Genomic DNA, 11,114 nt, shown 5'->3' on the forward strand with positions numbered 1-11,114 from the left:
GCGACACCCGGACCGCAAAGGTGCGCGACTGCGGGTCGGCGCTGCCGGCCACCTCGCGGACCTTGCCGTCAAGGGTCAGCGCCTCGTCCGACCAGAAGCTCGCCTTGACCTCCTTGCCCGGCCGGAAGCCGGCGATGTCCATTTCCGGCACCGCGATCAGCACTTCCTTCTCGCCGTCGACGGCAACCGTCATGACCGGCGTGCCGGCGCCGACCACCTGACCGATATCGGCCGAGATGGCGGTGACGATGCCGGCCTTGCTGGCCTTGAGATCGGTGTAATGGACCTGGTTCTGCGCCTGGGCCAGGGTCGAACGGGCGGCATCGCGCGTCGCCACGGCCTGATCATAGCTCAGAACGGCCTGATCGAGCTGCGACTTAGGCGCGAAGTTCTTGGCATAGAGCTGCTCGGCGCGCTTCCTGGCGAGATCGACGGTCTCGACCTGCCGCTCGGCGGCATCGAGGCTCGCCTCGGCGCTCTTCACCGACAGCTCGTAGTCGGAGGGGTCGACGCGGGCAAGCACGTCGCCCTCGTTCACATGCTGGCCGATGTCGACGAGACGCTCGGTGACCTTGCCGGCGATGCGGAAGCCGAGATTCATCTCGGTGCGGGCGCGCACCGAACCGGAATAGTCGAGCTGGCGCGTGGTCTCGGCCTCGCCGATCTCGACGACCTTCACCGGCCGGATGACTTCCTGGGTTTCCGCTTTCTTCTCTTGGCTGCAGCCGGTAAGCCCGAGCGCCGCGACAACGACGCCGACGACTGGGAGGCCGGCGGCCGGCAGCCTGCGGAGGATGGAACTGGACAAAGACACCTTAGCACTCCCGAACTGGAGATAAACGTCGACCGGCACCCGGCGGGGCAGCGGCTATTTCAAGGCTCTGATTGCGTAGTCGATAAGGTCGTCCGGCATTGCCCGGTTGGTCTTGGCAAGGCACTGGGCGACCATCTGCGGATGGCACAGGATGACGGTGGAGGCGCCGAAACAGCGAGAGGCGATCACCGGGTCCTGCTTCCTGAACTCGCCGGCCTCTATGCCGTCGCGGATGACGTCGGCGAGCAGGTCGTGGATGCGGTCGACATGCTTGTCGATGACGCCCCAGTCGCGCTCGAGCGCGACGATCACCATCTCATGCACCTTCTGGTCGTCGAGCATGACTTCCAGCGTCATCTTGTACTGGGCGTGAACGTAACGGCGCAGCCGCTCCTCCGCGCTAATCGGCAGGCGCGAAATCTCGTAGGCCATCGCGTAGCTGGCGCCGAGCATGCGGCCGCAGACGGCCTGGTGGATTTCGACCTTAGAGGCGAAGAAGCGGTAGATGTTGGCCGGCGACATGCCGAGCTCGCGGGCAATGTCGGCAACGTTGGTCTTGCCGTAGCCGTAATGCCGGAACAGGCGCTCGGCACAGTCGAGAATGCGCGTCACATTCTCCTGTCTGGCGGGGTCGGCCACGATGTTGGCGGCTTCTGACATGGTGCTTTCGATTTACGAGTGACGAATTTCAATTTTCGTCACTCGTAAATCGAAAGCAGCAAAGAGTCAACGCGGAATCGATATACGCGTACAAAATGGTGACAGATGGTGACAGTTGCGAGGGGCCAATGAGCGACGTTGGCGGTTGGCCAATGACGCCCTGTGCCGTCCTCATCCTAGGGCGAAGCAAGGAGCGAAGCGACGCGCACAGACGTCGCGGCTGCTGGCGCAAGCTGTCGACATCAAGGCCATGTTGGAGGGAGTGAACTACGCCCCCTTCGCCATTTCCCTCAACCTGAACTTCTGGATCTTCCCCGTAGACGTCTTCGGAATGTCGGCGAACACCACCGCCTTCGGGACCTTGAAGCGGGCGAGCAACCCACGGCAATGCTCGATGATCTCGGCCTCGGTCGCAACCTTGCCGGGCTTCAGCTCGACATAGGCGACAGGCACCTCGCCCCATTTCTCGTCTGCGCGGGCAACCACTCCGCAAGAGGCGACGGACGGGTGCTTGTAGAGCGCGTCCTCGACCTCGATGGACGAGATGTTCTCGCCGCCTGAGATGATGATGTCCTTGGAGCGGTCCTTGAGCTGGATGTAGCCGTCCGGGTGCATGACACCGAGATCGCCGGAGTGGAACCAGCCGCCGGCAAAAGCCTCGTCGGACGCCTTGCGGTTCTTCAGATAGCCTTTCATAACGATATTGCCGCGGAACATGACCTCGCCGATGGTCTGGCCGTCGGCCGGCGTCTCGACCATCGTCTCGGGGTTCATCACGGTCAACCCTTCCAGCGCGGCGTAGCGCACGCCCTGGCGCGCCTTCTTCGCCGTCCTCGGGCCCTTCTCCAACTCGTCCCACTCATTGTGCCATTCGTTGACGACGGCCGGCCCATAGGTCTCGGTCAGGCCGTAGAGATGGGTGACGGCGAAGCCGGCATCGGCCATGCCGGAAAGCACCGCCTCGGGCGGCGGCGCGGCGGCCGTGTTAAAGGTGACAGTCTGGGCAAACTGGCGCTTGTCCTCGTCTTTCGCGTTGATCAGCACCGACATAACGATCGGCGCGCCGCAAAGATGGGTAACGCGATGGTCGGCGATGGCGTCATAGATCGGCTTTGCCCGTACCCAGCGCAGGCAGACATGGGTGCCGGCCTGCACGGCGAGCGTCCAGGGAAAGCACCAGCCGTTGCAGTGGAACATCGGCAGCGTCCAGAGATAGACGGCGTGCTTGGCCATGCCCGCGTGGATGGTGTTGGTGTAGGCCATCAGGGCCGCGCCGCGATGATGGTAGACGACGCCCTTCGGATTGCCGGTCGTGCCGGAGGTGTAGTTGAGCGAGATGGCGTCCCACTCGTCGTCGGGCATCGACCATGCAAAAGCCTCGTCGCCGCCGGCGACGAAGTCCTCATAGTCGAGCGTGCCGATCCGCTGGCCCTTCGGATAGGGCGCATCGCCGGCGTAGTCGGGGTCGTCATAGTCGATGACCAATGGCTTGGCCTTGGCCGATGCCAGCGCCGCCCTGACCACGCCCGAGAACTCGCGGTCGACGATGAGCACCTTGGTGTCGGCATGGTCGAGCTGGAAGGCGATGACCGCGGCATCGAGGCGGGTGTTCAGCGAATGCAGCACCGCCTTCACCATCGGCACGCCGAAATGCGCCTCCAGCATCGGCGGCGTGTTCGACAGCATCACCGTTACCGTATCCCCCTTGCCGATGCCATGCCTCGACAGCGCCGAGGCGAGCTTCAGCGACCGCCGCCAGAAATCGCGATAAGAGATGCGCTGGCTGCCGTGGATAATGGCGACATGGTCGGGATAGGTCTTGGCCGCCCGCTCAAGGTAGGTGAGCGGCGTCAGCGGCTGGTGGTTGGCGGCGTTCCGTTCGAGATCCTGTTCGTAGGGATTGGCCATCCCATCCTCCCCAAAAGTCTTTTCGAGCTTTCTAACCGCAGGCCCGCGATCATGCCATCCCCCTGAACGACCGGGAAATGGCTATGACATGAGTGCTCGGTAGAAGGGCAGCCCCGAACATGCCGGCGCCGGAGGACGAATAACCCAGCCGGCTGGATTTGACTTTTGTCGAGAGCCGTGACTAATGTCAGCCGAGGAGGCGGCATGGCGATCCGACCGGCAGAACAGCTCATCCACAAGGCCGCCTGGCTTTACTATGCGCATGGCCTTCGCCAGGACGAGGTGGCGAACCAGCTTAAGATTTCGCGCGCATCGGTCGCCATGTATCTTCGCAAGGCGCGCGAGACCGGCATCGTCAACATCTCGACCTCGACGCAGCTTTTCACCGATGATGTCATGGCACGCAGGCTGGAGGACGCCTTCAAGCTCGACGCCGTCTGGATCGCGCCGGAAAACGCCTATGTCGCCGACCCGTCGACCGACATCGCCGTCCTGGCGGCGAGCGTCTTCCTGGAACTGGTGAGTAAAGGCGACCGCATCGGCGTCGCCTGGGGCCGCACGGTCTACACCATCGCCGACATCATGTCCTATGCCGATCTGCAGGACGTCACCGTGGTGCAGCTCTGCGGCAATCTCGGCGCGCCCTATTCCTACCGACCCGATCAGTGCACGATGGAGATCGCGCGGCGGCTGAACGCCAAGGGTCTGAATTTTTACGCGCCGCTGGTGCTGTCCACGGAAGAATTGGCAGAGGGCCTGCGCGCCGAGCCGGTGATCCGCGACCAGCTTGCCGGCATCGGCGACTGCGATCTCGCGCTCTATTCCGTCGGCGCCGTGGACGCCGACAGCCATCTGGTCAAATGCGGCGCGCTGACGCCGGCCGAAATGGCCGCGCTCCGCAAGGAAGGCGCGGCCGGCGTCATCGCCGGACAGATCATCGATGCAAGCGGCGAGGCGCTCGACTGTAGCTACAACCGGCGGGTCATTTCCGCCGAGCTCGCCTCGCTGCGCGCCATCGGGAAGCGGCTGATGGTGGTGCAGGAGGACAGCAAGTTCGAGCCGCTGCTGGCCGCAATCGCCGGCGGCCTCTGCACGCATCTGGTGGTCGGCGCACATATGGCGGGGCGCCTCCTCGATCACGCCGGCGCGGTCAGCAAAAAGGCCTCGTAGGAAACCACCCTCGCCGCGTCTGTCATCAAGACGTCGCGGCTTCCTGTTCATGAGCAGACAAAATACGGAATCGGACGGAACGACATGAAGAACCTTTGGAACGACGCTGACGCGGAAAAGATGGTTGCCGACTACGCCAAGCAGGGCGTCCGCCGCGACCTTGCGCTGCGCGTCTACACGACCCGCCTGCTCGGCGGAGAGCCGCGGCTGGTGCTGCATGGCGGCGGCAATACTTCCTGCAAGACCAAGGCCACCGATCTGGTCGGTGACGAATGGGACGTGCTTTGCGTCAAGGGCAGCGGCTGGGACATGGCCGTCATCGAGCCGCAAGGCTTGCCGGCGGTGAAGATGGGCGCGCTGCTCAAGGCGCGCGCGCTGGACACGCTCTCCGACGAGGACATGGTGGCGCTGCAGCGTTCCAATCTCATCGACCCCGCCTCGCCGAATCCATCGGTCGAGACACTCCTGCACGCCTTTCTGCCGCTTAAATTCGTCGACCATACGCATTCAACCGCGATCCTTGCCATCGTCGACCAGGAGAACAGCAAGGCGCTGGTGAAGACGGTGTTCGGCGACAAAATGGGCTACGTGCCCTACATCAAACCGGGCTTCGAGCTCGCCAAGGTCGCGGCGGACGTTTTTGACGCCGACCCCAGCGTCGAAGGCCTGATCCTCGACAAGCACGGCATCTTCACCTTCGGCGACGATGCCAAGCAGGCCTATGACCGCATGATCCACTATGTGACCATCGCCGAGGACTATATCGCCAAGAACGGCAAGCCGCAGGCGACCAAGGCGGCGCTGCCGGTAAAGCTCGCCAAGGCGAGCGACATCGCGCCGACTCTGCGCGGCGCTGTCGCAGTGGCGCGCGGCGAAGGCCGCTTCGACCGCATGATCAGCGATTTCCGCACCTCGGATGCGATCGTCGATTTCATCAATTCGGCCAGGATCGCCGAGCTGGCCGGACGCGGCGTGTCGACGCCCGATCTTTCGATCCGCATCAAGACCGGACCGATGGCGGTCCCGGCTCCCGACGCCGACAAGCTCGGCGACTACAAGGCCGCCGTCCGCAGCCATGTCGAGGCTTTCGCCAAGGACTACCGCGCCTATTTCGAGACCAACGACGCGCTGGATGACGTCAAGCGCACCATGCTCGACCCGATGCCGCGGCTGACATTGGTGCCGGGCCTCGGCATGTTCGGCCACGGCCGCACGCTGAAGGACGCGAAAATCGCCTCCGATGTCGGCGAGATGTGGATCGAGGCGGTGCGCGGCGCGGAAGCCATCGGCAATTTCCAGCCGCTCTCCAAGGCCGACCTCTTCCCGCTCGAATACTGGTCATTGGAGCAGGCCAAGCTCGCCTCGAACAAGCCGAAGCCGCTGACCGGCCAGGTGGCGTTGATCACCGGCGGCGCCGGGGCGATCGGCGCCGCGACGGCGAAGCTGTTCGCCGCAAACGGTGCGCATGCGGTCATCGTCGATCTCGATCCGGCCAAGGCCGCGGAAGCGGCAAAGGCGGCGGGTAACAATTCGATCGGGGTCGGCGCCGACATCACCAGCCCGGCCGAGGTGCGCGCCGCCTTCGACAAGGCGGTCGCGGTCTATGGCGGCGTCGACATCCTGGTCTCGAATGCAGGCGCGGCCTGGGAAGGCCGGATCGGCGAGATCGACGACGCGCTGCTGCGCAAGAGCTTCGAGCTCAACTTCTTCGCCCACCAGTCGGCGGCGCAGAACGCGGTGCGCATCATGCTCGAACAGGGCACGGGCGGCGTGCTGCTGTTCAACACCTCCAAGCAGGCGGTCAATCCCGGTCCGAAATTCGGCGCCTACGGCCTTCCCAAGGCGGCGACGCTGTTTTTGTCGCGCCAGTATGCCCTGGACTACGGCGCCTACGGCATCCGCTCGAACGCGGTCAACGCCGACCGCATCCGGTCCGGGCTTTTGACCGACGCCATGATTGCCAGCCGCTCGGGCGCGCGCGGTGTCTCGGAAAAGGAATACATGTCCGGCAATCTGCTCGGCCAGGAAGTGACGGCCGACGACGTGGCGCAAGCCTTCCTGCATCAGGCACTGGCCGAACGCACCACGGCCGACGTGACGACGGTGGACGGCGGCAATATTGCCGCGGCGCTGCGCTGAAGAAACAAGGAGATCTCCCTGAGCGGCCCGTCGCTTTCCCCGAACGACGGACCACTCTCTCCGTGTCGCGACCCAGGTCAGGACTGAAGCCCATTTCACGTCTGCTGGAAAACTGCTCCAACCGGTCAAAATCCGCGCAAATCTTTTGCTTATTGCTCGAACAGCTTTAAGGGGGTGCCTTGCCCCTCGCTTGCGGGACACAAAGCTGGAGCCGCTATGCAAACCAGGGAAGTGCCTTATTTCAGCCAGTGGGAATCGCCCGGCATGACTCTGCCGCTGTTGGCGGAGGGACCATCGGCTCTGCACCGCGACCCGCTGTGGCGCAATTCCGGCGCCGAAACGATTGAGGATTATGCACGCTGGGCCGTGAATGTCTGCGGCATGGCCTGCCTGAAGATGATCCTTGCCGCGCGCGGCGAAATTCATCCGACGCTTGAGCTCGCCCGCGCCTGCACGGCCTATGGCGGCTATGTCGTCAATGAAGGCGACGGTACGATCAAGGGGCTGATCTACGAGCCCTTCGTCCGGTTCGTGCGCGAACGTTTCGGCCTGCTCGCCGAGACGATGACGAATGTCGATGCGGCCACGGTGCCCGGTCTGCTTTGCAAGTGGCGCTACTTCATCGCCTCGGTTCATCCAGGCATCCGCTGGCCCGAGCGCGAGCCGCCGTCGAAAGGCGGGCATCTGGTACTGGTGACGGCCGCCTCGCCAGGCGAAATCCGCTTCCACAACCCTTCGGGACACGTCAGGCAGAGCCAGGCGGACGTCACGCTACCGCTCGCCAGTTTCGACCGCTTTTTCGCCCGGCGCGGCATCGCCGTCGGTTTCTGATCCTTGAGCATTGTGGAGATGTCGATGGCCGAAAAAAGACTGCGTATTGGTGTGCTCTTTGGCGGGCGGTCCGCCGAGCATGACGTGTCGGTGCTTTCGGCGAACAATGTCATGGGCGCGCTGGAGCCGGGGAAGTACGATGCCGTTCCGATCTTCGTCACCCGCGAAGGGCAATGGCTGCTCAGCCGCTTCGAGGACGGCGCGCTGGCGACACCGTCGAACGGAGCGGAGGTCTGTCTGGTGCCCGGCGGGCATGGCCGAATGCTGGCCGTTCCGGCCGAAGGGCCGCCTTACGAGTTGCCCGCGATCGACATTCTGTTTCCCGTCCTGCACGGTCTCCATGGCGAGGACGGCGCCGCGCAAGGACTGGCGGAGGTGGCGCGCGTGCCGCTTGCCGGCTGCGGCATTCTCGGTTCGGCCTCGGCGCTCGACAAGGATATCGCCAAGCGGTTACTGAAGGCGGCCGGCCTGCCCACGGCACGGTCCAGCACCATCCTGCCCGAGGCCGCGCCTGGCTTCGCGGAGATCGAGCAGGCGCTCGGACTCCCGGTCTTCATCAAGCCGGCCCGCCAGGGCTCTTCCGTCGGCGTCAGCAAGGTCTCCGACGAAACGGGCTATCAGGCAGCGCTCGCCGAAGGCTTCAGGCACGACGGCAAGCTGCTGGCGGAGGAATTCATCCGCGGCCGCGAGATCGAATGCAGCGTGCTTGAGGACACGGAAGGTGGCCTCTTCGTCTCCCGTCCCGGCGAGATCGTGCCGTCCGAAAGCCACGGCTTCTACAGCTATGACGCCAAATATATCGATAAGGATGGAGCAGCACTTAAGGTGCCCGCCGAACTGCCCGAGACGATCGAAGGCGAGATCCGCGAGACGGCGGCGAAGGCGTTTCGCGCGCTGGGTTGCGACGCGATGGCGCGCGTCGACTTCTTCGTGAGACCGGACATGACGTTCCTGATCAACGAGCTCAACACCATTCCGGGCTTCACCGACATCAGCATGTACGCCAAGGCAATGGCGGCAAGCGACATCAGCTACCCGGAAGTCATCGACCGGCTGGTGGCGCATGGGCTGGCGCGTGCCGCCCGATCTACCTGAGCGACTCCGGCAATAAAAAGAGCGGCCCGAGAGCCGCTCTTCTGCCTTCGGGCGCGTGGCCTACTTCGCGTTGGGGTTCGGCATCCAGGCCGGCATGGCGACATCGGCATGGGCGAACTGCGGCAGCTTGGCCGACAGGTCTTCCATGTTCTTGATGTCCTTGTCGATAAGTTCCTTCTGGGTGATCAGCGTCGGCGGCACGATGACGTTGTGGCCGGGATCCTCGCCGGCGAGCAGCTGCGCCAGCGCGCGCACCGAGACCTGGCCGACGACTGCCGGGTTGGTGGCGGCGGTGGCGGCCCAGGCGCTGTCCGGCTCGCGCATCGCGGCGATGTCGGACGTCGATATGTCGGCTGAGTAGATCTTGATGCCCTTGTTCAGGCCGGCTTCGTCGACGGCGATCTTCACCCCCTTGGCGAACTCGTCGTAAGGCGCGAACATCACCTTGATATCGGGATGCGCCTGCAGCACCGAGCGCGCCTGGTTGGCGACGGAATTGGCGATCGGATTGTCGAGCGTGCCGAACATGGCGACCTCGCTGATGCCGGAATGTTTCTTCTTCACGTCGACCCAGGTTTCGTTGCGGCGGTCGAGCGGGGCGATGCCGGCGACATAGACATAGCCGGCTTTCCAGGCGTCGCCATTGTCCTTGACCGCCTGTTCGAGCGCGAGGCGCGCGAGATCGCGGTCGGACTGCTCGATCTGCGGGATCTTCGGGTTCTCGACATTGACGTCGAAGGCGACGACCTTGATGCCCGCGTCGACGGCGCGCTGGGCGGCGTCCTTCATCGATTCCGTCAGGCCGTGCTGGATGATGATGCCCTGCACGCCGAGCGCGATCGCCTGGTCGACCATGTCGGCCTGGAGCGCTGCGTCCTGGCGGCTGTCCAGCACGCGCAGATCGACGCCGAGCGCGTTGGCCTGCGCCTCGACGCCGGAGAGATAGGCCTGGAAGAAGTCACCGGTGGAGAGATAGCGCACCAGCGCGATCTTGACGCCCGGCTTGTCGAATGGCGCCGGACGGTCCGCCGCCAATGCTGTGCCCTGCATGAGCAGCGCCGCGCCCGCGAGGCCGAGTGCGGCCTTCCCTAAAAGTCTCCTTGTGATGCTCACTTCGTCTTCCTCCGTTTTGTTCTCAATGCCCCGGTCGAAACTATCTCTTGCCCCTGCCGGAAAGGGCGAAGGTGAAGACAAGGGCGACGACGAGAACCGCGCCCTTGACGAAATCCTGCGTGTAGTAAGGGGCGTTCATCATCGTCAGGCCCTGCAGCAGGACGCCGACGAACACCGCGCCGACGGCCGTGCCGAAAGCGTTCGGCTTGGCGGCGCCGAGCACCGCGTAGCCGATAAGCGCCGCCGCTACTGCGTCGAGCAGCAAATTATTACCCGAGGCGATATCGCCGCGTCCAAGCCGGGCAGCGAGCAAAATCCCGCCGATCGAGGCAAAAACTCCCGAAATGACATAGGCCCAGATCTTGTATGCCTTGACAGGCGCGCCGGCCAGTTCGGCGGCGCGTTCGTTGCTGCCGACGGCATACATCATGCGGCCGAAGCGGGTGTATTCGAGGAAGAACCAGATGAGCGCGGCGAGCACGATGAGCACCACCACCGAGACCGGGATCAGGTTCGGAATGAAGAAGTCGATGCGGTGGCGGCCGAGCGCCAGGAAGGCTTCCGAGAACTTGCCGTTGGCGACCGAGCCGTCGGGCATCGTCATGCCGGTGGCGATCGAGCGGCCTTCGGTCGGAATGCGTTGCAGGCCGAGCAGCAGGAACATCATGCCGAGCGTCGCGAGCAGATCCGGCACGCGCATGTAGACGATGAGCCAGCCATTGATGAGGCCGACGACCGCGCCGATCACGAGGCAGGCGATGACGGCGACGACGGCGTTCTGCTCCAGCACAACCATGGCATAGGAAGCCGCCATCATGGCGCTGGTGGCGACCGAGCCAATCGACAGATCGAAGCCGCCGACGACAAGTGTCGCGGTGACGCCGAGTGCCAGCACGCCGGTGATCGCGACCGACTGGAAGATGAAGACGGCGCTTTGCGGCGAGGCGAAGCCGTCGGCGGCGATCGCGAAATAGGCGATCAGCCCGACCAGCAGGATGATGAAACCATAGCGGATGGCATAGTCGCGCAATGTCATCGAACGCCCCCGCGCTGCTGCCCTCTCCGCCAAACTGGAACTCATGCCTGCACTCCAAGTCTCGTCATCCATACGATCTCACGCCGCGCTGGTGAGCGGCCCGCCGGCCACCTCAGCCAGCAGCCGATCGAGATCGATGTCATCGTTCCTGTGCTCGCCGACGATCGCGTGCTCCGACATCACCAGGATGCGGTCGGCAGTCTCCAGGGCCTCGTCGATCTCGGTGACGAAGAGCAGTGTGGCGCGGCCGTCGGCGCTCGCCCTGAGCTTGGTTGCGATGTCGCGCCGAGCCGAGATATCGACGCCCTGGAACGGCTCGTCGAGGATGAACAGGCGCGACATCGCAAC

General features: G+C 64.3%; 9 protein-coding genes and 1 pseudogene. 4 read left to right on the forward strand and 6 right to left on the reverse strand.

What is annotated here, in order from left to right; genetic code table 11:
* From EOA75_RS20660 to EOA75_RS20670, 3 genes are all read right to left on the reverse strand, one after another.
* A partial coding sequence (locus EOA75_RS20660) for an efflux RND transporter periplasmic adaptor subunit (protein WP_127325031.1) occupies positions 1-814 on the reverse strand: 814 nt, incomplete at its 3' end.
* Between the two features lie 54 nt (positions 815-868).
* Positions 869-1,474: a TetR family transcriptional regulator gene (locus tag EOA75_RS20665; protein ID WP_066988962.1), complete on the reverse strand. Its 606-nt coding sequence runs from the start codon at positions 1,472-1,474 to the stop codon at positions 869-871.
* 267 nt (positions 1,475-1,741) lie between these two features.
* Positions 1,742-3,382, reverse strand: coding sequence for an acyl-CoA synthetase (locus tag EOA75_RS20670; protein ID WP_127325032.1), 1,641 nt, complete (start codon positions 3,380-3,382; stop codon positions 1,742-1,744).
* A 204-nt stretch (positions 3,383-3,586) separates the two neighbouring features.
* Here EOA75_RS20670 and EOA75_RS20675 point away from each other — a divergent pair, with 204 nt between their 5' ends.
* The 4 genes from EOA75_RS20675 (at position 3,587) to EOA75_RS20690 (ending at position 8,617) form a co-directional block, all read left to right on the forward strand.
* On the forward strand, positions 3,587-4,552 hold the full coding sequence (locus EOA75_RS20675; RefSeq protein WP_095800960.1) for a sugar-binding transcriptional regulator: 966 nt from the start codon (positions 3,587-3,589) through the stop codon (positions 4,550-4,552).
* Positions 4,553-4,636: 84 nt separating this feature from the next.
* Positions 4,637-6,691 (forward strand): bifunctional aldolase/short-chain dehydrogenase, encoded by a 2,055-nt coding sequence (locus EOA75_RS20680; RefSeq protein WP_127216824.1) that lies wholly within the window; start codon positions 4,637-4,639, stop codon positions 6,689-6,691.
* A gap of 216 nt (positions 6,692-6,907) precedes the next feature.
* A complete protein-coding gene (locus EOA75_RS20685) occupies positions 6,908-7,522 on the forward strand; it encodes a hypothetical protein (protein WP_095800962.1) in 615 nt (204 codons plus the stop codon).
* An 18-nt stretch (positions 7,523-7,540) separates the two neighbouring features.
* Positions 7,541-8,617 (forward strand): D-alanine--D-alanine ligase family protein, encoded by a 1,077-nt coding sequence (locus tag EOA75_RS20690; RefSeq protein ID WP_127216822.1) that lies wholly within the window; start codon positions 7,541-7,543, stop codon positions 8,615-8,617.
* A gap of 60 nt (positions 8,618-8,677) precedes the next feature.
* Here the strand turns inward: EOA75_RS20690 and EOA75_RS20695 are convergent, their stop codons facing one another.
* From EOA75_RS20695 to EOA75_RS20705, 3 genes and pseudogenes are all read right to left on the reverse strand, one after another.
* Complete coding sequence (locus EOA75_RS20695) at positions 8,678-9,730, reverse strand: substrate-binding domain-containing protein (protein WP_067327739.1); 1,053 nt, start codon at positions 9,728-9,730, stop codon at positions 8,678-8,680.
* Between the two features lie 40 nt (positions 9,731-9,770).
* Positions 9,771-10,766, reverse strand: coding sequence for an ABC transporter permease (locus EOA75_RS20700; protein ID WP_067327737.1), 996 nt, complete (start codon positions 10,764-10,766; stop codon positions 9,771-9,773).
* Between the two features lie 78 nt (positions 10,767-10,844).
* Positions 10,845-11,114, reverse strand: a pseudogene (locus EOA75_RS20705) (sugar ABC transporter ATP-binding protein); the annotation flags it as partial.

Origin of the sequence: Mesorhizobium sp. M1A.F.Ca.IN.022.07.1.1, from assembly GCF_003997575.1 — a bacterium.
Taxonomy (GTDB): domain Bacteria; phylum Pseudomonadota; class Alphaproteobacteria; order Rhizobiales; family Rhizobiaceae; genus Mesorhizobium.

What these genes read in the sequence shown, in the direction of transcription:
- EOA75_RS20665 (WP_066988962.1), bottom strand. Translation starts at nt 1,474, where the DNA reads ATGTCAGAAGCCGCCAACATCGTGGCCGACCCCGCCAGACAGGAGAAT.
- EOA75_RS20685 (WP_095800962.1), top strand. Translation starts at nt 6,908, where the DNA reads ATGCAAACCAGGGAAGTGCCTTATTTCAGCCAGTGGGAATCGCCCGGC.
- EOA75_RS20670 (WP_127325032.1), bottom strand. Translation starts at nt 3,382, where the DNA reads ATGGCCAATCCCTACGAACAGGATCTCGAACGGAACGCCGCCAACCAC.
- EOA75_RS20690 (WP_127216822.1), top strand. Translation starts at nt 7,541, where the DNA reads ATGTCGATGGCCGAAAAAAGACTGCGTATTGGTGTGCTCTTTGGCGGG.
- EOA75_RS20680 (WP_127216824.1), top strand. Translation starts at nt 4,637, where the DNA reads ATGAAGAACCTTTGGAACGACGCTGACGCGGAAAAGATGGTTGCCGAC.
- EOA75_RS20675 (WP_095800960.1), top strand. Translation starts at nt 3,587, where the DNA reads ATGGCGATCCGACCGGCAGAACAGCTCATCCACAAGGCCGCCTGGCTT.
- EOA75_RS20700 (WP_067327737.1), bottom strand. Translation starts at nt 10,766, where the DNA reads ATGACATTGCGCGACTATGCCATCCGCTATGGTTTCATCATCCTGCTG.